Genomic DNA, 22,854 nt, shown 5'->3' on the forward strand with positions numbered 1-22,854 from the left:
ACCTTGATTATAGGGCTTGAAATTGATTTGTTTCATGCTTTTAAGATACTAAATATCAGGCACATGAACAAACTAACTCAGCTGTAATCAATTGATTATGAACGAAAAAAGAGGGAATCCGTTTTTGGACACCCTCTTTGTTTTATAGGTTAATGACCTTTTCAGCATCGGATTGTAATGTTATTATATCAGGCATTGTGCCTTTAATTCCAGCGGCCATGTTTTGAATGTTATAATAATTTAAGCAGGTTGTGCAGGCAATCAGCTTACAGCCTTTCTTTTCTAATGCTTGCAATTCTTCACTATAACCTCCTGATTCATCCAAAACTTTAACTCCCTCGTTGTAAAATACTATAATGGACGGGATTCTGTTGTCTTCTAAAATTAGCTTCAAGTACTTTTTAAGTAGTTGGTGTGCTAGTTTTTTATCGCCATGGCCCATGCCATTTTTAGTAATTTGAAGTAGGTCGCTTAGTTTTTTCATTTAGAGTTTTGTTTAATACAAGTAGCAAATGTAATCAAATGCTTGAGGCAAACAAGGCCTTAGTATTGCAGAGCTATATGTGTAATTTTTGTAAGCAGATTTGATTCAATTATATTCATGTGGTAATAATACCGTTTTTAAAACCATAGATCCAGTTTTTCAACTCGTCGAACCACAGCTGTTTGGCTTCTGCCTAGCAGCATTGCTATTTCTCTTACTGTTTTGCCTTGTATAAAGAGTTGTTTTAATTCTGCTTCCTCCATTTTAGACCACAATTGGTTAGTTCGTTTTGGTTTTGCTTGATGAACTTTTGCTTTAAGTGTAAGATTTAGGTTGTTACTTATGGTTTTGAAATCGTGGATTTGAAAGGAGCTGGGGAGTAATCGGTTTGGGATATGAAGTTTAGCTCTAGTGCGGGTTGCTGCCACATATAAGAGGTTTATTTCTTCCGACAAGGCATTAGCACTTTCTTCTTTGGCTTTAATGGCATCTTTAGAATCAATAATTTGTTGTTCGCTAATAAAATCATCCATAATAAATACCTGATCGTACTCCATGCCTTTGGCCTTATGCACAGTGGAGAATATCATATCGGCATCTTTTTTATTAGCTTCATCAACAGCACATTCTTTTATCTTGTTAATGAAAAAAGGAATGTCTTTGTGGTATTTTTCAACTAAATCAACCAATGCTTTAAGCGAGGTGTCAGAAGTTTCTTCTAAATAGTCTTTTAAGTGATCAAAGGAGGGCATGGTTTTAAGTAATTTATCCTTAATTAAATGCCGTTTGTGGTTGTACAGATTAAGTACATCGTAAATTGAACCACCCTCTTCGGAGAAAGTGTATGAGCTCAAGTTGCCTTCGAAATAGATGGTATTTAACTCCTTTTGTTGGATTAATAATTCAATGGCACGCGATACGAGTTTGCTGTTGGAGCGTGCCAAAGTTACTCTGCTTTTGATATCCTGATGTTGACCAAGACCTTTGATGTTAACCTTACTTGCTTGGCTAATTTCTCTTTTAAGCTGAAGTATTGACTTTGAAAGGCGGGCAACCTCCTGATTAAAACGAAAGCTTTTGCTTAAATCCATCATTGGAAAATCCAACTGCTGCAGAGCATTGGTTGCAAAACGCCATCCATATATTTGTTGATGTTGATCGCCTATAATTATTTTCTTAGCAGGCTGTTGCACAAAGGCTTCTAGCATGGCACCCGAAGCATCCTGTCCCTCATCAAATAAAATGTAGTCATAGGGAAGCATTGGCTTGCTCAGTTGGAATTGTTTCAGATAAAAATCGTGAATGATGTCGATTTCTCCTTTATGCATTTTAGCAAGAAACAAGCGGGTATAATGGATAATTTGATCTTGATATTCGCTTGCAAAAGCCAAACTATCTTGCGTATTCAGGGTTTGTAAGTAATCGATTTCAATTACCTTACTTGCTCTTGAGTTACAAAAATAGCGAGCAAAACGATAGATGTGACTAGCTAGTTTTAGGTGCGATAAGTCGTTTGTTTTCGGTTTTATATTTAAAATTTGGGCAACTTCATGCGGTTTGTAATCAAAGCGTAGATTATAACGCTGATAGGGCGCAATGTATTTGTAGGCAAGGGAATGAGCTGTTTCTACCCTTACGTTGCTTAAACCAAGCTGACTAAGTTGATAATCGGCCTCCATTTTAACCGACTTATTAAATGCCAAATAAAGGATGGAAGCTTTTGGTCGTTTTAATGCATACTGAAGAATAGTTGTTGTTTTACCAGAACCAGCTACTGCATTTACTTTTAGATCGCCTTCGTGCTCAATTATTTTTTGTTGTTCATCTGTTAATTGCATGCTTCTGGTATTCGGCTCAAGGCGAAATGAAATGGGTATTGTTGAAAGAAAAGTTAATAGTCTAACATCTATTAAATAGGTTGGAGCTTGTGATACTGTATGTTTGTACCACGTTCTCCAAGTTTGTTTTATGTTTGATTTTTAACTTCCAAATACACGTTTTAAAATATCGTTAACACGCGCCATCGGATCTTTTCTTATGAGTGATTCTTCCTGCGCAATTTTAATAAACAAGCCATTAAGAGCCTGTTCTGTTAAGTATTTGTCAAGGTCAATATTAACAGCATGTAAACCAGCCATCTTACCAAACGGATTGTCGGCAATCATGTTCCATTTGTCGGTTAGCAGGTCCCACGACATATTAGGCGAAATACCTGCCGCTATTTCTTTGTCAAGTGATTTTTGAATAATGGGTTGATAAAGATCGAAAAGTTGTGTGTAGGTTGTTTGCTTTAAATATTGAGTTGCTGCATCGTCATTACCATTTAAGATGGACAAAGCATCTGGAATGCTCATGTTTTTTATGGCCTGTTCAAAAATAGGAGTGGCTTCTTTGGCAGCACTTTCTGCAGCTCTGTTGATGTGTATTACAACATCTTCAATCACTTTGTCGCCACCTGGAATTTTATTGGCATTTTCAACAATAATATCCGCTTCTTTTGGGAGCAGTATTTTAACCAGAGGATCGCCATAATAGCCATTTAAGTGGCCCAGCTGGGTGCTGGCTGAATCAGTTCCTAAATAAAGGGCTTCTTTCAGTCCATCGGCAATTTCAGTTTTACTAAGTGGGGCTGATGTACTGGCAGAGTCGGCGATGTTCATTAACTCGGCACAAGAACTTAAAGTAATAATTGTAAATAGTATGGTAAATAATTTCATAATCAGTTCTTTGTTTTTGGTGTGGCTATGATGTCTGTTGTTCCTAATTGAGGAATTAAATCATGACAATTATGCAAATGTATTGGCTGTTTTGTTTTGGTATCAAAAAGTTGATAGTCCAATGCTTCGAAGTAACTTGTGTAGAATGAGAAATCAATATTTTTCTCTTTCATAACGTATTCGCCCACCTCAAAAATTATTTGTGGTTGATACTTTTTAATCATTGACTGGGCACCTTTAAGCACTTTGTATTCATGCCCATCGGTATCTATCTTAATAAAGTCCACGCGTTTTAACTGTTTATCCATACAAAATTGATCTAAGCTTACCGAACCAACCTTGTCCGTTGATTTGGGGGTTCCCAAGTGGACAGGGTGTTTGCCATACTCTTGGGTTGAATTTAGCTTCCAACTCGAATAAGCCTTTATATCAGCTACTTCAGTGTTGATCTCCGAAACAAATGAGTTGATGAGCGTTATGCGTTGCGCCAAATTGCTATTCAGTGCCAGGTTTTTCTTAAACTTATCAATGGCGTAATGAGTTGGTTCAAAGGAATAAATTGTGCCTTTTGGGGCTATTTTGGCAAATTGTAAAGCAGTTGTACCAGAGTTGCCACCAACGTCTAATATTATCGCATTACCTGGTATTTGATGGTATTTCGATTGTGTTACGTGTTTTTGAAAACCACCAAATAAAAAGATTGATAAATCAATGCCTTCCGACAAATCTAAGTCGTACCAAATTCCCTTTCTTTTGGCTTTTATGTGATCGTCTTTTTTAAGAAGAATAAGTTTGGTTACATGGTAAAGTATTTTAGCAATCCCAATTTTTATTCTTGTGATAGGTAGTTTGTTAGTCATGGTTATTTAAGCTTATAATTCGCTATGTGCCTAAGGTTTTTTAAATTTTCTTTTTGATGACTTGTGTTTTTTCTTAAAGCCTTTATTGATTGTTTTATTGCTGTTTTTACTCTCCTTATCAGGGAAAAGCTTTTTCAACATATCAAAACGTTTAAAGCTTTTTAGCCGCTCTTTAATCTTATCCTGATACTCTTTTTTATACCAAAAAAGATACATGCGTTGTTGTAGCTTTTCAGTTTTAGTTCTTGGAGTATAGGTTTCCTCAAGCGTGTATGGATGAACGCCTGAGTAATATATAACCGTTGCCACTGTCATGGGTGTAGGGGTGAAATCCTGCACTTGTTCCAGCTTAAAATCCATATCATGTGTTTCGCATGCTAGGTTAGCCATGTCCAATTCTTGGCTTCCTGGATGGCTGGAAATGAAGTAGGGAATGATTTGCTGCTTAAGATTCTTGGCTTTGTTTATACGATCGAAATCTACCTTAAATTTGTGGAACAACTTAAAACTTGGCTTTCGCATTATTTTTAATATCTGGTCAGATGTGTGCTCTGGGGCAACTTTTAATCGGCCAGATACGTGGTTTTCAATTAGTTCCTGAGTGTATTCGCGATGACTCTCTTGCTCTTTAGTTGAAGCCATTGGGTTATAAAGCATGTCGTAACGAACTCCACTTCCAATAAAAGCTTTCTTAATATTCGGGTGCTGATCAACAGTTTTGTACAGGTCTGTCATGGCACTGTGATCGGTGTCAAGGTTGGTGCATATATTTGGATGTATGCATGATGGTCGGGTACAGCGCTGACATATTCTTAAATTCTTGCCCTCCATTTTATACATGTTTGCACTAGGCCCACCCAAGTCAGACAAATAACCTTTGAAGTCGGGCATTTGAGTAATGGCATCCACCTCTTTGAGTATGCTTTCTTTTGAGCGTGAGGCAATGAATTTACCTTGATGAGCCGATATGGTGCAAAAACTACAGCCTCCAAAACAACCTCGGTGCATATTAACCGAGAACTTAATCATTTCAAAAGCAGGTATTGGTCCTTTGGCAATGTAGCGTGGGTGTGGCAAGCGGGTGTAAGGTAAATCAAAAGAAGCATCCAGTTCACCAGTCGACATTGGTGGGTAAGGAGGATTAATCACTACTTTTTTCTCACCTACAGTTTGAGTTAATCGTGCTGCATTCCAGCGGTTTGACTCTTCTTCAATGTGTCGAAAGTTTTTGGCATACTGTACTTTATCCTTAAGGCAGGTTTCGTGCGATGCCAACTCCAGATCTTTCCAATTCTTGTTTTTTGGCAGATCATTATCTTTATCTTGTAAAAATGCCGTTTGTGGAATGGTTTTAAGGCTTTCAATTGGCACGCCCCTGTCAATTAAGCGAATGATTTCGAGTAGTGGTTGCTCACCCATGCCATAAACCATTAAATCAGCCTTTGATTCACTAAGTATACTTGGCTTTAGTTTATCCGACCAATAATCGTAGTGACTTACGCGTCGTAAAGATGCTTCAATTCCACCAAGCAAAACTGGTACATCAGGGTATAATTCTTTAAGGATATTACAATAAACAACTGAAGCGTAATCTGGCCGCTGTCCAGACCTGCCATCGGGCGTGTAAGCATCATCAGATCGCAAGCGACGGTTAGCAGTGTAATGGTTCACCATCGAGTCCATTGCACCAGCAGTAACGCCAAAAAAGTAATTGGGGCGTCCTAATTTCTTAAAATCTCTTAGATCGTCCCTCCAATTAGGCTGTGGTACAATGGCTACTTTAAGTCCATGGTATTCGAGCATGCGCCCAACAACAGCAGCACCAAATGCAGGATGATCAATATAAGCATCACCAGTAAAAAGAATCACATCTACACTATCCCAACCTCGGCGTTCCACTTCTTTTGCAGAAGTAGGAAGCCAATCTTCCATTTTATTCTTTTGCTCAGTTTTTATCATATCGGTGGCAAATGTAACTGAAATTTAGTTATCTTGCTTTCACAATAACAGCCTTGGTTGTATAATATTTCTGCAAGTTGTAAGGTAAACCACCAAAAGACTTAAAGGTTTTTTTTATTATTATAAAACCAATGTTAACTTTGTAATGAAAAATTTGGCCATGACTAATCCAAATAGCGAATTAATTGTTGACTTAAAAACGAAAATCAATCGTCTTGTTCAGATGTACCAAAGCTTAAAGTCGGAGGTTCAACTATTAGAGGATGAAAGAAATAGATTGACAGTGCAGCTTGAAGAAGCCGCCAGAGAGTATTCGAATTTAGATGAACGTTTCAACAATTTAAAATTAACGAAAGAATTGGTTTCCAGCTCAGATGAAGCAGGGGATACCAAGAAAAGGATAGGTCAGATTGTACGGGAAATAGACAAGTGTATTGCACTTTTAAACCGTTAAGCTAGTTAAATGGACGATAAACTCTCAATACGTGTAAATATTGCCGACAGGCATTATCCTTTGCGAATAGAACGTAAGGATGAAGAGCGCATTCGTTTAGCAGCTAAACTCATCAATGATAAAGTTTTACAATATAAGCAACGCTACTCCGATAAGGATGTACAAGATTTTTTAGCAATGGCAACTCTACAGTATGTCATTAAACTCTTGGAATTGGAAAACCGTCATGATGTGGATCCATTTATAGAAATGGTACGAGATTTAAATGAGCAATTAGATGATATATTATCTGAGAAATCGAATAAGGTTTTGTAGATAAAGTATTGAAAATTTGAAATTTACCCGTGTTATTGTTTGTGTTTCTTTAATTGAAATGCAGATGAATGATACGGTTTTGTTATATATATAAAGACGATTAATATGGATTATCCAATAGTAATAGGACTCGCACTAGCGGCTTTGTTTATTGGAAGCTTGGTAACATGGCTGATAATTACCAAAGCTTTTAAAACAAGAAGTGAACGCGTTGTGAAAGAGGCAGAAGCGGAAGCGGAAGTTATAAAGAAAGATAAGATACTGCAGGCAAAAGAGAAGTTTTTGCAGCTGAGAACGGAGCATGAGAAAGAAATTAATTCTCGTAATTCCAAAATGGTCAATGCCGAAAACAAGCTTAAACAAAAAGAAGCAGGCATTGCTCAACGTATTGAAGAGCAGAATAGAAAGAAAAAGGAAGTTGACGCTATACGTGAAAACTTAAATGCTCAATTGGAAATTGTTGAAAAGAAATCAGAAGAGGTTGATAAGGCTCACAGACAACAAGTCGAGCAATTAGAGGCCATTTCAGGTATGTCGGGCGATGAGGCGAAAGAGATGTTGATTGAAAGTATGAAAGCGGAAGCGAAGACTGAAGCTATGTCGCACATCAACGACATTATGGATGATGCCAAGATAAATGCTAACAAAGAGGCAAAGCGAATTGTACTTCAAACAGTTCAGAGAGTAGCTACTGAAACAGCAATCGAAAATTCGGTAACGATCTTCCACATCGATTCTGATGAAATGAAAGGCCGAATTATTGGTCGTGAAGGTCGTAATATACGTGCATTGGAAGCAGCAACAGGTGTTGAAATTATTGTTGATGACACACCCGAAGCTATTGTATTATCTGCCTTTGATCCAATGAGACGAGAAATCGCTCGTTTGGCATTGCACCAATTGGTAACCGATGGTCGTATTCACCCTGCTCGAATTGAGGAGGTTGTAAATAAAGTGCGCAAGCAGGTAGAGGAGGAGATTCTTGAAACAGGTAAACGTACTGCTATTGATTTGGGTATTCATGGTTTGCACTCGGAATTGATTAAATTGGTTGGTAAGATGAAATACCGTTCATCATACGGACAGAACTTATTGCAACACTCGCGCGAGACAGCCAATTTATGTGCTATTATGGCTACTGAACTTGGTTTGAATGCTAAGAGGGCTAAGCGTGCTGGTTTATTACACGATATTGGCAAGGTATCCGACGAAGATCCGGAATTACCACACGCTATATTGGGTATGAAACTCGCCGAAAAGTATAAAGAGAAGGCGGATATATGTAATGCGATTGGTGCTCACCACGATGAAGTAGAGATGACAACCATGATTGCGCCTATTGTTCAGGTTTGTGATGCTATCTCAGGTGCGCGTCCAGGTGCGCGTCGTGAAATTGTAGAGGCTTACATCAAGCGATTAAAAGATCTTGAGAGCATGGCATTATCATACCCAGGTGTCTTAAAAACCTATGCTATACAAGCGGGTCGTGAATTGCGTGTGATTGTTGGTGCTGAAAAAACGTCGGATAAAGAAGCTGAAGACTTATCGTACGATATAGCACGTAAGATCCAAACCGAGATGACATACCCTGGTCAGGTTAAAATTACTGTTATTAGAGAAACACGTGCTATTAGTTATGCAAAATAACTAGTGCGTTTAAACTATATTATTGAAAGCGACCAATGGTCGCTTTTTTTTATGCCTTTTAAGTAAAAAATAAAACTGAGCTGAAGGTTCTTCAATTATGCTTTGTACATTTACATTTAAACATTGGAGTAATGGTGAATAAATTAGAAGGTAAAAAAGTGTTGGTAACAGGCGGAGCTGGTTTTATTGGCTCTAACTTGTGTGAGAAACTGTTGTTGCAAAATAATACAGTCGTTTGTTTAGATAATTTTTCAACTGGTAAGCGACAAAATATAAATCCTATCATAAACAATAAGCAATTTCAATTGATTGAAGGGGATATTCGAAACCCTAAAGATTGTGAAGAAGCTGTGCAAGGCGTTGATGTGGTTTTTCATCAGGCAGCTCTAGGTTCAGTACCTCGCTCCATTGCTGATCCAATAACTTCTAATGAAGTTAATGTTTCTGGTTTTTTAAATATTTTGGTTGCAGCCCGCGATGCAGGCGTGAAACGTATTGTGTATGCAGCCAGTTCGTCTACCTATGGCGATAGTAAAAACTTACCAAAGGTAGAAGATGTCATTGGAAAGCCTCTATCACCCTATGCCATAACAAAATATGTAAATGAGCTTTATGCCGATGTTTTTGCTAGATTATACGATATGCAAATAATTGGATTGCGTTATTTTAATGTTTTTGGACGAAAGCAAGATCCAGATGGGGCCTATGCAGCTGTAATTCCTAGGTTTGTGAAAGCTTTGATTAACAAAGAGTCACCCGTTATTAATGGCGACGGCATGTATTCACGCGATTTTACCTACATAGAAAATGTGTTGCAAGCTAATGAATTAGCTGCTTTGGTGGATGATGATAAGGCCATTAATACTGTTTATAACGTGGCGTATGGGCAGCGAACAACCTTAAATGAATTAGTTTCCTATCTGCAAGAGTATCTTGGCGATTTTGATAAAGATATCCTTTCGGTATCCATTAAATATGGTCCGAGTCGTGAAGGAGATATTCCGCACAGTTTAGCCTCTATTGATAAGGCAAAGTCTTTATTGGGTTATCAACCTCACTATAGTATTCGTGATGGATTAAAAGAAGCGATTAGATGGTATTGGGATAACTTGTAGGAAATATTGAATTTTTTTTCTGATAACGTTTTGTGTGTAATTGAAAAAATTATATTTGTATAAAAATTAAATCCATGATTAAAGATTATACAAAAATTATAAGCATCCTTTGTTTAATGTTTGTAACATTAGCCTGCGGTAGCGATGATGAGGCCCCTGACACTGAAGGGCCAACTGTTGAGATTTCTAAACCGCAAGTTATGCAGCAGTTTGCGCGAGCATCGGGCGCAGTTGATGTACCTTTAACCGCAGTTTTTAAAGATAACAGAGCTTTAAAAGCATGTGTTATAACGATTGAGTATGTCGGTCCTGCTGTTGGTAAGGCTCATATGAAAGGATTAACTGACCCATGGGCGCCTGCGTATAATAATGATAAGCATGAGATTTCATTGAATGGTAAAAAAAGCCAGGATGTAAATGAAGATCAGCTTTTTGAACAGCCAGTTGAAGCAGCATGTTTGGCTGGTATCTATCGCTTAACATTTAAGATGACTGATGATTCGGAATCTGGTAATGAAACAACAGAGACTTTAGATATTGAACTGATTTAAATATTGAAATAACCACACAATATTTTTAAGGGCTTCGGCCCTTTTTTTACATGTAAACATTAATAAAAGACCATTATGTATGATTTTGATAAAATAATTAACCGTCAAGGTACCAACGCTTATAAGCTGGATTTGCGTGAGAAAAACTTTGGTACCAATAATGTAATACCATTATGGGTGGCTGATATGGATTTTGCTGCTCCACCTGAAGTACAGCAGGCAATTCAGGATAGAGCAAAACATGAAATATATGGTTATACCATACGAAAAGAGGAATTCACAAGTGCCATCGTAAATTGGCTCCAAAGTCAGCACCAGTGGTCTATTAAACACGATTGGATAGAGTATTCGCCTGGTGTTGTTCCTGCCATCGCTTTTTCCGTTTTATCATTTTCTAATGAGGGTGATGGCATTATAATTAATACCCCGGTTTATCCGCCATTTTACTCTGTTATAGCAGATAATAATCGTAAGGTGCTTAAAAATAGTTTAGTTAATAATGATGGTAGGTATGAAATAGACTTTGCTTTACTGGAGGAGCAAGCTGCTTTGCCTGATACGAAGATATTTTTACTATGTTCTCCTCATAATCCTGTCGGTAGAGTTTGGTCGCGCAGTGAATTGGAAAGGGTGGATGCTATTTGTCGTAAACATGGTGTTTTAGTTTTGGCAGATGAGATTCATTCTGATTTAGCCTTGTTTGGTCATCAGCATATTCCTTTTGCCAGCATAAATGATGAAGCGGCAAAGAATTCTATTTCTTTTATGGCACCCTCCAAAACATTTAATATTGCTGGATTTAGCACATCCTATGTTGTTTCGAGCAACCTCAAACTTTTAAATGCCTACCGATCAACTCAAAATCGTTTGCAGCTGCATATGGGACATTTATTTAGTGGGGTAGCGTTAACCTCTGCCTATAATAATGGTCATGAGTGGTTAAAACAATTAAAGAGTTACTTGGAGACCAATGTTTTATTTATAGAGCGTTATTTATCGGAGAGTTTACCTGAGCTAAGGTTTTTTAGACCAGAAGCAACCTATCTAATATGGATTGACTTTAAAAATTGGCAATTGTCGCAAAAAGACTTAAAAAAGTTTTTAATTGAAGATGCCAAAGTTGGGTTAAATGATGGAATTTCGTTTGGACCCGAAGGCAATGGTTTTATGCGATTAAATGTGGCAAGCCCTATCAGTGTAATCAAGCAAGCTCTGGATAATATTACAAAGGCAAAAAATAAATAATGATTAGGTATCTACTTCTTTTGTTGGTTGTTGGTCTGCTAAGTAGCTGCGGGGTATATCTGGAGTATCCTTTGCAAGGAAATAGTCAACAATGGAAGTTGATCACAAGTCATGATAGCCTTGTATTTAGGCTTCATAATACAAAGTATAGTATAGATTCTGTAATTAATAATGCAAGTCAGCAAATACTAATAGCTTGTGATAGCGATGTGTTTAAGCTTCCTGCCAAATCTCTAAATCCTGGGCTTAATGACTTGTCTTTGAGTTTTTATTTATCAAATGGCCGTAAAAAAGTTGTTAACGAGAGTTTGTACATGGTTTCTGATGTGGTGCCTGAAAAAATAAAACTGGATAACTACCACCTACTAAAACATGATCAACAGGCATTTACTCAGGGTTTATTATGGTACAACGGTTTTTTATACGAAACAACAGGTTTAGTTGGTCATGCTTCTGTTAGAGTAATTAATCCGATTACAGGAGAACTAATAAAAAAGAAGGCGCTGGATAAGGAGATATTTGCAGAAGGGATTGCCATGCATAACCAACAGTTTGCCATGCTCACTTGGAAGGATGGGCTTGTGTATTTATTTGATGATCAACTCAAGCAACAAGCAATTGTTCCGTTTCACCAAGAGGGATGGGGATTAACACACGATGGTAAACAATATATAGCCTCCAATGGTACCAATCAACTGTTCTTTTTGAGCGATCAGTTTAAAACAGACTCAACCTTACAAGTTTACAATAACAGAGGGCCAGTCACATACCTTAATGAGTTAGAATTTATCAATGGTTATGTTTGGGCCAATGTTTTAGGTAGTGATAAGCTTGTTGTAATTGATTTAGAAAGTGGTAAGGTTGAGTATGAAATTGACCTGAGTGATTGTTTAGATAGGAACAGGTATACAGATGCAGGCGTACTTAACGGCATTGCGTATGACTCCATAAATAATACTATTTTCCTGACTGGTAAAAATTGGCCTTACATCTTGGTTTGGTCGGCATTGTTCTTTGAAAAATCAAATAATTGAGCTATGTTTGTTAACAAATGTTAATGGTTTTATTCAGGGAAAATAGCCTCCATTAAATGTTAAAAATAATCTACAATATATTGCTTCTGTGCATACTGTGTACAGGGCATTTAGTATATGCTCAAACTGGAAGTGGGGAGCTTAATGAGTTATTTACGCTTTTGCCAGAATTGGATCAGGATGATAATGGGGTTCCTGATGGTAATTGCATCTATTTTAATCGTGATGGTCGAATCAATCGATTATTAGTTGATGGTATACTGGAACGTGATTCTTTAATTATTGATTTATCATTTTTAAGTTCCCTTGAGCAAATTGAAATTTCAAATAACCGTATTAAAAAAATTAAGCTCTCGTTTGAGAATCCTTGTGGTGTTACAGTTTTAAATCTGAGTGAGAATCAGCTGTGTGATTTGTGGGTGGATTTTGAAAAGTTACCTTTATTAAAGGAGCTAGAGCTATCAGGCAATAATCTTAGGCATTTTGAGCCATCTTTCGTTAATAATTCAGCTCTAAAGCGTATAAATATAATTAAGAATAGGCTCGAAAGTTTCACAATAAATTTTGATCACCTTCAGAATCTTGAAGTCCTATTATTAAGTTATAACCAAATTGAAAGTTTTCAACACTATTCTACATCACAAAATAAGCTTCATACTTTATTTCTTGATCATAACCAGATCGATACGTTCGCGAATAATCTTTGTAAATTAAAAAGTTTACGTGAGTTAAATTTATCGAATAATCGTTTGGTAGAATTTTCACCTAATATTAAATCATGCTCGTCTCTGCAGCGACTAGCGCTTGGTAATAATAATTTAGTAAGTTTTGATTTTAATTTATCGGCATGTACTAACCTAACAGGCCTGTACTTGTCCTCCAATAAAATTCAATCTTTTGAAGCATCATTGCAAGGTTGTAAAAGGTTGGAGGTTTTGGACTTATCCTTTAATGAGTTAACACATTTTAAGTGTGATTTTATCAATAATGTTAGGCTTAATAAGCTATTGTTAAATTCAAATTTCATTTCTGAATTAGAGCTGAATTTAAATGCTTGTAAGTATTTGAAAGAGTTAGATTTATGGGGTAATAACTTGTTTAAGTTTGATGTGAATATTGCTGCATGTAAAGAATTAGAGGTACTCAACTTAAGCGATAATAATTTAGAATTTTTCGCACCCAGTCTTCGTTACAATACTAAGCTCAATAAGTTGTTTCTAGGTAATAATAAACTTACCGTATTTAATCAACAATTGCAGAGGCATGAGCAACTTGAGATATTAGTGCTACAAAACAATAAAATACATGAGTTTAATGCACAATTGGATAAATGTAAGGCACTTAAACACATTGATGTTTCTAATAATTTACTAACGGAGTTTAACTATAGTTTTGTTCATTGTCCAGATCTTAAGTATTTAGATGTAAGCAATAATGAAATGCAAGCTATTCAGATTGAGTTTAATAGAAACTGGAAGCTTGAGGTTCTGAGACTAAACGGTAATCAAATCGCTCAATTTGATGCCAAGTTGTTTCATTGTCCGAATATAAAGGAAATTGATTTGTCAAATAACCTGCTTCAACGCTTTGAAATAGATTTGCTTAATCAGCAAAGTTTAGAGGTGTTGGCATTGAATAATAATCAAATTCAGGATCTTGGCCTTAAATTGTTTAATTGTCGTGAATTGAAGCATTTAAACCTTTCTCATAATCAATTGGATTCATTTAACCTAGATTTGAGAGCTAATCATAAACTAGAAGAATTAAACCTATCTCACAACCAACTGAACGAATTCTCTGATTTAAAGGTAAATGGTTTTAGAACCAAGGTACTTGACCTTAGCTACAACAAATTAAGTCATCCGCATATTAATTTTTACCTATTTCCTCAACTACGTCAACTTAATTTGAGAGGGAATTACATTGCCAGATTCAACTATAACTTACGTAATAATGAACAACTGGTTTATTTAAACCTTGGCGAAAACCATTTGAATCATATTGATAGTGAATTAAATTACTGTCCACGTTTAAGATCGTTAATTTTGGATAATAATGATATTAAGCAGTTTAACCACAATTTAGACAGTTGTAGGTTTTTGCACACCTTAGATTTAAGTAATAATAGGATTGAATATATAGGAACAGCTCTAGGAAAGATGAAGAAGCTGAGGTACCTGGATTTATCTCATAACAATATTCCTAATATTAGTTTCTCATTTAAGGATATGACCGAATTAAGATATTTGGATCTGAGTCATAACAGTATTAGTTTTCTGGATAATAAAATAGGCATGTGCTATAATCTGGAAACCTTGTTGCTTCAGCATAATAATCTGATTCAATTTGATATTGAATTTGACGATCTATTTTACTTAAATGAAATCGATTTATCGTCCAATAAACTATTTTTCTTTGTAGCTAACCTTTCCAATAGCTTCAATTTGCAACGCCTTAATTTTTCTAAAAACAACATAGCATTATTAAAATTAGACTTAAATGAGTGTTGGTTTTTCGAATCATTAGATGCATCAGATAACATCATAGAACAAGCTTATATTGATGTAAAAGGCTGTTCGCTCTTGAATGAGATTAATTTGCAGAATAACAAAATCAAGCAATTGGATTTAGATCTTAAATGGAGTGCCTATTTAAAGAATTTGTACTTAGATAATAACTTATTAAGTGATTTAAGTTTGAGTTTACCAGAAGATGTTAAGATCGATTCGGTTACTTTAAATGATAATTACTTATCTCCTGATTATCTGATTGATGTAAGTCAAACGTATGCTGAGAATGCTGGATATTTTAGTTATGGCGATCAGTATTCGCCTGGATTGCTTAAGTGGCAAAAAGTTAATTCTACCCAAATAGTGTATTCGTTAATTGCTCGTATTGATGGTTTGCAAATTGATTGGTATTTTAACGATAAACTAGTTAAATCTAATTCAAATCAACTGGTGATTAATAGAAGTTATCATGGGCTAATTGAGTGTATTATTAAACACCCAAAATTGCCTGGATTGGATTATTCTTACAAAGCTTATTTGAATACGATTGTTCCAAAAGAACAGGTCGAAGCACTATCTAATTTCTATACCGAAACGCAAGGTGAAAAATGGTATAGCAATGATGGGTGGGATCAAATTATAAGAGGTAAACGTTTGCCACGAAGTTTTTCGGCACTGCGTGGCGTCGAATTTGATTTAAATGGTAATGTTATCAACTTATCACTTCCTAATAATCACTTGCGCGGTTATATTTCAAGTGATTTTAAAATGCTAGCAGAATTAAAAGAAGTAAATTTTTCAGGTAATGAGTTGGCTGGCTTTTTATCAAACGATTGGTTAAACGAAAGTATTGAAAGTATCGATTTATCAGATAATCTATTTCGTGATTTTGAATGCGATCTAAGCCAATTAAAAAACTTAAAAGATCTAAACTTGAGTACCAATCATATTGCCTACTATAAGCCGATATACGGCGATACAATGTCGATTGCCAATTTAGATTTAAGTAATAATCGACTGGATAGTGTAAGTGTTACTAACTACATGCCACAGTTGAAAAATGTATACTTGAGTAATAACAATTTGCAAAAAATCGATTTAGATTTAACAAAAAATATGAGTGTTGATACCATTGATTTATCAATGAATAACTTAAAGTTTGAATACCTAACGCCATTGATGTATAAACTACCTAAGAAAATAGGAAAGTTAATAACAAAAGATCAAAAGGTTTTGTATCGTTTAGCATACGATGATGGTATTGGAGCTATATATGTGAATGATGTGTTGGATAAAACCAATACGATCAAATGGTATAAAGCTGGCGAGGAACTTAACATTGATAAGCACTACATTGGATTGAAAAGTGAATACTATCGAGATTATTCGGCCTATATTAAGAATCCATTCTTTCCCGAAACATCCATAAAAGCAGTTTGGTAAAATGAATGTGCTTATTGCACCAGATTCTTTCAAAGGTACAATGTCGGCCTTACAAGTTGCAAAAGTCATTGCCTCTGGTATGAGTGCTTTACCAGATATCAATTGTAAAGTTATGCCTTTGGCCGATGGAGGAGAAGGCTCTCTAGAGCTCTTGAATAATGCCATAAATGGGCAAAAAGTAAATCTTTCGGTTTATAACCCTGCTGGCCAATTGGTAAATGCTCATTATATTCGGGATAAGCATGTCGCTTACATAGAAGTAGCACAGGCATCAGGCATTACATTGATTGGCTCTAATGAACGTCAACCATTAGTTTTAAATAGCTATGGTACCGGGCAGATAATACGAGATGCCATAGAGTGTAATAGTAAAGAGATTCATTTGTTTTTAGGCGGATCAGCTACAGTTGATGGCGGTACAGGTATTGTCAATGCCCTTACAACTAGTGAATTTAATCTAAGTAATACCATTTTTAAACCATGTGATTTAAATTTAGATGACTTTGGAGAGCTTATTAAAAATGTGCGATTTAAGATTATAACTGATGTGATGAATACCATAACAGGTGTTAATGGGGCTGTTAATACTTTTGGTCCACAGAAAGGAGTAAAACCTAGCCAGTTATTTATGTTTGAGAACTCAATGGTTAATTATGTAGATTATTTAAGTAATAAGTCAGGTAAGCAATTGCATACTGTTGATGGTTTGGGAGCTGCAGGCGGTTTGGCCTTGCCGTTGGTGGCTATGTCAGATGTGTTTGAAATAGTCTCAGGCTTTAATTATTTTAATCAACTTTTAAATTATAGCGATGCCATTGCTTGGGCTGATGTGCTTGTAACTGGTGAGGGGTGCATCGATGAGCAAACAGCGATGGGAAAGGGGCCCGGTTTGATTGCGGATATGGCCCATCAAATGGGTAAGTTAGTAATTGGGGTTGGGGGAATAGTGAAAGAGAAACCAATATCATTCGATCATGTTATTGCTACGACCGAAGATGATGGGCTTTCGTATCAAACATTAAAGCAATTGGCTGATAAAAATCTGAAAATTGCAGTGCAACAATTGATTTCAATCATCCAACAGCAGCTTTATTGATCAATTATTTATGATTGTAAATTAGTAAAGGGTGATGGTGTACTTTATGCTAAGAGTTTTCTTGAAAGAAGCGTATCTTTGTGCAAATTCAAACCGTTGAGTATGTCAGAGCATTATAAGTTTTTCCAAAATAAGAAATGTGAATATTTTCCTTGTCATAAGGTGAGTAATAACGATGATTTTAATTGTTTATTCTGCTATTGTCCTCTTTACATGTTGCAGGACAAATGTGGTGGAAACTTTAAGTATACGAATAATGTAAAAGATTGCAGTGAGTGTACCTTGCCACATGGCCGTTCATCCCATGATTTTATCATGAGTAAAATGAAGTTAGTGATAGCTAAAGGAAGTGAACAAAGCTAAAAGTAATTTGGTAGATAGCTAAGTGTCTGGTTGAATTAGAACAGCATGGAACTGTGTTTTATTGAAAATTATATTTTTTTGTTTGTAGTTTTATAAAAGAAATTTGTAAGTTGGTTGATTAAGACCATAAATGAAGTGAAAATGCCATTAAGCAATATTTTAAGACACTTACAAGCTAATAAGGAGTTATGGGATCAGGCGATTTCGCAATGTTCCTATTATAAAAGTGGAGAAGTGGTGTATGAGCAAGATACAGCAATGAAACACGCCTATTTTGTCAGCAAGGGTTTGTTGAAGATATACAGGATTGGGTCAAAGGGAGAACAACAAATAGTGCGCCTTATTAAGGAGGGTGATTTGTTTGGTTTTCATTCCTTATTAGGAGATGAACCTGAAGTAACTGCATGTGAGAGCTTAACCGATAGCGAAGTATGTGTTATTCCTGGCGATGCATTTAAGAAAGCAATAAGTGAAAATAATGAGTTAACCGAATTGCTTATAAAAAAGACCTGTGATGAGTTAAAAAACTCTTATAACTCACTGATTGAATTATCTCAAAGAACCGTAAGAGGTCGTTTGGCTAATTTACTTTTAAAGCTTCAGGATTTGTTTAATACTTCTGCAAATGAAGCTATTCCATTGGTTATTTCAAGACTTGATATGGCACGTTGGATTGGTACTTCAAAGGAATCAGTTAGTCGCTTAATTACTGAATTTAAAAACGATGGTGTAATTCGTTTTGACAGGAGAGAGCTAATAATTACTAATAAAGAAAAACTGGAGCGTATAATAATGCTCTCCTAAAATAATTTTTTAGAAAGATAAAAGGCTGGCAGTAATACTCTGCCAGCCTTTTCTATTACTTTTTGTTGAGGGGTAACTCAACGCCAAACCCTCTTTTCTTATCTTCATACTTTAGTAGTAAAGCAAAGAGTAAACCCAATAAACTAACAGCAGCAAACATTAAAATAGTTGCCGTATAATCCGATACCTCGGGATTGCCAGGGTTAGTTTTATCAAGGATGATGCCTGCAAGAATTGGGAAGCCCCATAAACCCAGGTTTTGGATCGAATACATTAGACCATAGGCTGTTCCTATTTTGCTTTCATCAACCAGTTTAACCATACTAGGCCACATAGCTGCTGGCACCAATGAGAACGCAATACCAAGTAAAATAATTGGAACTTGCGGAGGGAAATAGGTGAGAGCAAAGGTTAAATGCACGATTACCAGGGTGGATGCACCAAATATCATGGCTGTGGCACTTTTGCCTTTTCTATCGATGAGCCAACCAAAAAATGGGGTAAAAAACAAGGTTCCCAATGGCAATAACGAAGTTAACTTGCCACTTTCTAGTGAAGTGAGGTCAAATTTATCTGCAAAAAAATCAGGCGCAAATGCTAAAAATGGAAATACAGCTGAGTAAAATGTAACGCACAATAAAGCGATATACAGATACGCCCTGTTTCCTAATATTTTAGTAATGTCACTGAATGCAAAAGGAGTGGATTTCTGCTTTTCAACTGATGTTGTACTTATCTGCTTGTCGAGTTTTGCATCGAGCAACATATAAATGATAAAAGCTAGTAAACCAGTACAAACGAGAATAGCAGCAAGCCAAATTGCTCCTGTTAAATTAGCACCTTTATCAGCAACTAATGGAGATAATTGCAAAGCGGCGAAGGTACCTAAGCGACCAAAACCTACCTTTAAGCCAAAGGCTAAAGCTAAGTCTTTTCCCTTGAACCATTTAACTAATATTTTACTAACAACAACAATGCTTGTTTCGGCTCCAAGTCCAAAGAAGAAGCGTCCCAGCAACATCATCTTAAGTTCAGGAGAATAATTGGGGAGAAATGAACTCATAAAGTCATGTGCAAACCCGCCGTTGCCATAATAGTCGGAGGCTCCATATGCGGTTAAAAGGGCTCCAAATGCCATAAAGAAAACAAACATGAAACCCGTTCTTCTAATGCCTAGTTTGTCCAATACAATTCCACCAATAACCGCCATGAGTAAGAATGTATTGGGGACCGAATAAAAAGATACAAATAAGCCGTAGTCCTTGTTGGTAAAGTCGAATTCGGCTCGTAGTAAGTCCTTTAAAGTAGAAAAGGCATCGTAAAAATAGTAATTAACAGATAGAACGAAGCCGACGAGCAATAATACGCCCCAACGCATGGCAGCTGATTCATTAAGTGCTTTTTTGATTGTATTCATATTTTAGGTTCTAGATGATTTTGTTTTGAGAGCAATTTACGTTTTTGAAATTAGTCAAAAACTGATATTTATGATGTTAAGCAGATGTTTTTACGAGTAACTGTGCATATTTTTTATATTCAATTTCAAAATTTGGAGTGAATATACCTTTACCAAGCTGTTCTTCAATTTCTTTTGGGGACCAAAACCTAAGTTCTGTTACTTCGTTATTATCTATCTTAAATGGTCCTTTATGGATAAGTTTAAATACAAAAACTAACTCTTTTTCAACTTCACTTTTCCATGTGTATTGGTCAATAGGGGTGGCTTTAAATTCTGATATGCCAATTTCTTCCTTTGTTTCACGGTACAGAGCCAATTCAATGCTTTCTCCCGATGCAACATGTCCGCCAACCGCAGTGTCCCATTTATTGGCTTGTATTAGTTTGTTGGCAGGTCGTTTCTGAAGTAAGATTTTATTGTTATAAATGACATGTAAATGCACAACCGGATGTTGTAAAAATGACTTTGCATGTACGACAGAACGAGGCGCTTTGCCCGTAATTAGTCCCTGTTCATTAACTATTGGCAACCATTCTTCTTGTTCCTGTTTTTGGCTTTTCATTTTGTTATTTATCCATTCATATAATAAAAACAATGCCATTACAATGAATAAACCTACGCTGTTTAGAAAACTCCAAACAGCCTTATTTTCAACAAAAGACGATACAATAGTAGCAATGGAGAATAGCAGTAAAATCCAGAATATACGTCGCATGCTTTGTTGCATCAACCACGTTTGGTAAGGGTTGATTTGTATGTTTTTCATATAACGTTGTGTCATTTGCATTAGAACGTTATGTTTAGAATAAACAGAAAAACCAATTAATGCAGTCATTATAAAGCTGATAATGCCGGGCTTTAATTTGAAAAATATTTCATTATCCAGTGCTATTGACACGCCTCCTAATGCCAAAATTAAGCCTACATCAAAAAGGATAAAGCGTTCAATTCTCTTATCTTTTATATAGGTAATTACTAGCTCTGCCAAGCCAATAGTTATGGCAGTTACAAGGCCGTATAATGTACCCATTAGTTCATCCACAACTATAAAAACAATGATGGGCAAGAAACCAGGAATCAGACTTTTTAAAAGATGTAGTTTGTTCATATGAAAAATGTAAGTTGCGAATATAAGAAATGCCAACACAAAAACGGCTTAAATCAACGGACTAAGGCTCTTGAAATTATAATTTATGGCTGATCACAACTATTTATAAATTGGATATTTCTCGTCAGCTCTCATCCTTTTTGCTATTTTTGCAGTGTAATATTGCTCAAACAGTATATATGAACGGTTATACTATTCAACTTCTGGTGCCTTTTGCATCGTTTATCTCATTTATGATGGTTTTTTTATCAATACCAACCATCTTACGTGTAGCTCACTCAAAAAATCTTTTTGACGAACCAAATCAACGAAGTGTTCACCGTATGCGCATTCCTACATTGGGAGGCTTAGCAATATTTATCGGTTTTTTATTTACATATTCTTTATTTGTCGATTGGTTTAAATTTATAGAGATTCCTTTTCTTATTCCTGCCATTCTGGTCATTTTCGGAATAGGAATAAAGGATGATATTTTGGTAACAGCACCAATGGTAAAATTAGCTGGTCAATTAATAGCTGTAATTATTGTAGTTGGACTAGGTGGCCTACAAATAACCGATTTCCATGGCTTTTTTGGTTTACAACCCGATCCTTTTTGGGGCACTGTGCTCACTATTGTTGGGATGGTTTTTATAATTAATGGGTTCAACCTAATTGATGGAATTGACGGTTTAGCCGCCATCACTGGCATAATTACCATGTTGTCATTTTCTGTTTGGTATTTTATAAATGAAGAATATCATATACCAACATTGGCTGCAGCGTTGGTTGGCGGTCTTTTTGCTTTTGCTTATTACAATATATTCTCAAAACGCCAGAAAATATTTATGGGAGATACTGGCTCTTTGGTGCTAGGTTTCTTGGTAGCTGTTGTAGCTATTGAGTTTAGTGAGTTTAACAGGCCTGATGAGCAGTATAAGTTGATTTATACCATGAATAGTGCTCCAGCCGTGGCGATTGCAATTTTAATTGTTCCTATTATTGATACTTTACGTGTATTTATGTTACGTGTGTCTCAAGGAAACTCACCCTTTACGGCCGATAAAAACCACATACATCATCGCATGTTAGCATTGGGCTTTACTCACTTACAAGTAAGCCTTATTATTGGTGCAATAAATATCGCATTTGTCATATTGGGTTTTTCGCTAAGAAACCTGGGCATGCTTAAGCTAAGTATATTAGTATTGTCGCTAGGGTTTATTGTGGCTTACATTCCATCTATGGCTTTGTACTATAAAAAACGTCATTTTATCCGACGCCTTCGTCATATGAAGAAAAACAAGTAAGTGTATTGATTGCAATAACGATAGCCTTCTATATCTTATAAAGATGGATTGGTCAAATTGATTAATCGTACTACAATTAGTTTATATATTGAGACGACTATTTAAACAACTGTCGCATCTTGATGTTATATTCTAATAATTCTGGATTTTATAATAAAGATTTGAAACATGAAACGACCAAGTAATTTTGATTATCCAAATTTTCACACAGGAGGATGATAAAATTTACTTGAGAGTTCCATATGACAAATGAAAGTAAAATATAATCATATGAAACATCCATGGCAAGTAAATTTGACACACAGGGGGATGATTATTGGTGGGAATTCGGAACTTAGTGAATAAAAGAAGGCATGGCTAGGACAAGTAACAACATAGAGTTTGAGCAGGTCATTGAACGA

19 protein-coding genes are annotated in these 22,854 nt (G+C 35.9%); 12 read left to right on the plus strand and 7 right to left on the minus strand.

Translation table 11 applies throughout. The features are described 5' to 3' along the window. Positions 1-142: 142 nt before the first annotated feature. The 5 genes from FNN09_RS19855 to FNN09_RS19875 form a co-directional block, all read right to left on the minus strand. Positions 143-484, minus strand: a complete 342-nt coding sequence (locus tag FNN09_RS19855; RefSeq protein WP_143304239.1) for a DsrE family protein — start codon at positions 482-484, stop codon at positions 143-145. 137 nt (positions 485-621) lie between these two features. Further along, complete coding sequence (locus FNN09_RS19860; RefSeq protein ID WP_143304240.1) at positions 622-2,322, minus strand: UvrD-helicase domain-containing protein; 1,701 nt, start codon at positions 2,320-2,322, stop codon at positions 622-624. 141 nt (positions 2,323-2,463) lie between these two features. Continuing rightward, on the minus strand, positions 2,464-3,201 hold the full coding sequence (locus FNN09_RS19865; RefSeq protein ID WP_143304241.1) for a DUF4197 domain-containing protein: 738 nt from the start codon (positions 3,199-3,201) through the stop codon (positions 2,464-2,466). A gap of 2 nt (positions 3,202-3,203) precedes the next feature. Further along, positions 3,204-4,061: an FkbM family methyltransferase gene (locus FNN09_RS19870; RefSeq protein WP_143304242.1), complete on the minus strand. Its 858-nt coding sequence runs from the start codon at positions 4,059-4,061 to the stop codon at positions 3,204-3,206. 30 nt (positions 4,062-4,091) lie between these two features. Further along, positions 4,092-6,020, minus strand: coding sequence for a YgiQ family radical SAM protein (locus tag FNN09_RS19875; RefSeq protein ID WP_143304243.1), 1,929 nt, complete (start codon positions 6,018-6,020; stop codon positions 4,092-4,094). Between the two features lie 160 nt (positions 6,021-6,180). Between FNN09_RS19875 and FNN09_RS19880 the strand changes: the two genes are divergently transcribed. From FNN09_RS19880 to FNN09_RS19930, 11 genes are all read left to right on the plus strand, one after another. Further along, complete coding sequence (locus tag FNN09_RS19880) at positions 6,181-6,474, plus strand: hypothetical protein (protein WP_143304244.1); 294 nt, start codon at positions 6,181-6,183, stop codon at positions 6,472-6,474. Between the two features lie 9 nt (positions 6,475-6,483). Then, the gene (locus tag FNN09_RS19885) at positions 6,484-6,789 is read left to right on the plus strand and encodes a cell division protein ZapA (protein ID WP_143304245.1); all 306 of its coding nucleotides are present in this window, start codon (positions 6,484-6,486) and stop codon (positions 6,787-6,789) included. 105 nt (positions 6,790-6,894) lie between these two features. Further along, positions 6,895-8,436 carry a ribonuclease Y gene (rny, locus tag FNN09_RS19890; protein ID WP_143304246.1) on the plus strand — a complete coding sequence of 514 codons (1,542 nt, stop codon included), beginning with the start codon at positions 6,895-6,897 and terminating at the stop codon, positions 8,434-8,436. 131 nt (positions 8,437-8,567) lie between these two features. Next, positions 8,568-9,551, plus strand: coding sequence for an SDR family oxidoreductase (locus tag FNN09_RS19895; protein ID WP_143304247.1), 984 nt, complete (start codon positions 8,568-8,570; stop codon positions 9,549-9,551). A gap of 74 nt (positions 9,552-9,625) precedes the next feature. Continuing rightward, complete coding sequence (locus tag FNN09_RS19900) at positions 9,626-10,102, plus strand: DUF4625 domain-containing protein (RefSeq protein WP_143304248.1); 477 nt, start codon at positions 9,626-9,628, stop codon at positions 10,100-10,102. A 75-nt stretch (positions 10,103-10,177) separates the two neighbouring features. Then, entirely contained in the window at positions 10,178-11,347 is a 1,170-nt protein-coding gene (locus FNN09_RS19905; RefSeq protein ID WP_143304249.1) for a MalY/PatB family protein, read from the plus strand. Then, positions 11,347-12,381 carry a glutaminyl-peptide cyclotransferase gene (locus tag FNN09_RS19910; RefSeq protein WP_143304250.1) on the plus strand — a complete coding sequence of 345 codons (1,035 nt, stop codon included), beginning with the start codon at positions 11,347-11,349 and terminating at the stop codon, positions 12,379-12,381. Before FNN09_RS19905 ends, FNN09_RS19910 begins: the two co-directional genes overlap by 1 nt. A 56-nt stretch (positions 12,382-12,437) precedes the next feature. Then, positions 12,438-16,334, plus strand: a complete 3,897-nt coding sequence (locus FNN09_RS19915; RefSeq protein WP_143304251.1) for a leucine-rich repeat domain-containing protein — start codon at positions 12,438-12,440, stop codon at positions 16,332-16,334. Between the two features lies 1 nt (position 16,335). After that, a complete protein-coding gene (locus tag FNN09_RS19920; protein ID WP_143304252.1) occupies positions 16,336-17,430 on the plus strand; it encodes a glycerate kinase in 1,095 nt (364 codons plus the stop codon). Positions 17,431-17,532: 102 nt separating this feature from the next. Continuing rightward, entirely contained in the window at positions 17,533-17,793 is a 261-nt protein-coding gene (locus FNN09_RS21630) for a cysteine-rich small domain-containing protein (RefSeq protein ID WP_143304253.1), read from the plus strand. A gap of 141 nt (positions 17,794-17,934) precedes the next feature. Next, positions 17,935-18,597 carry a Crp/Fnr family transcriptional regulator gene (locus FNN09_RS19930; protein WP_143304254.1) on the plus strand — a complete coding sequence of 221 codons (663 nt, stop codon included), beginning with the start codon at positions 17,935-17,937 and terminating at the stop codon, positions 18,595-18,597. A 55-nt stretch (positions 18,598-18,652) separates the two neighbouring features. Here the strand turns inward: FNN09_RS19930 and FNN09_RS19935 are convergent, their stop codons facing one another. Together FNN09_RS19935 and FNN09_RS19940 are read right to left on the minus strand one after the other, a co-directional pair. Beyond that, positions 18,653-20,014 carry an MFS transporter gene (locus FNN09_RS19935; protein WP_143304255.1) on the minus strand — a complete coding sequence of 454 codons (1,362 nt, stop codon included), beginning with the start codon at positions 20,012-20,014 and terminating at the stop codon, positions 18,653-18,655. Positions 20,015-20,090: 76 nt separating this feature from the next. Then, entirely contained in the window at positions 20,091-21,164 is a 1,074-nt protein-coding gene (locus FNN09_RS19940; protein ID WP_143304256.1) for an NUDIX domain-containing protein, read from the minus strand. A gap of 179 nt (positions 21,165-21,343) precedes the next feature. Here FNN09_RS19940 and FNN09_RS19945 point away from each other — a divergent pair, with 179 nt between their 5' ends. Continuing rightward, positions 21,344-22,453 carry a glycosyltransferase family 4 protein gene (locus tag FNN09_RS19945; RefSeq protein WP_143304257.1) on the plus strand — a complete coding sequence of 370 codons (1,110 nt, stop codon included), beginning with the start codon at positions 21,344-21,346 and terminating at the stop codon, positions 22,451-22,453. The last annotated feature ends 401 nt before the right edge of the window (positions 22,454-22,854 follow it).

Source organism: Carboxylicivirga sp. M1479 (assembly GCF_007097485.1).
Lineage (GTDB): Bacteria > Bacteroidota > Bacteroidia > Bacteroidales > Marinilabiliaceae > Carboxylicivirga.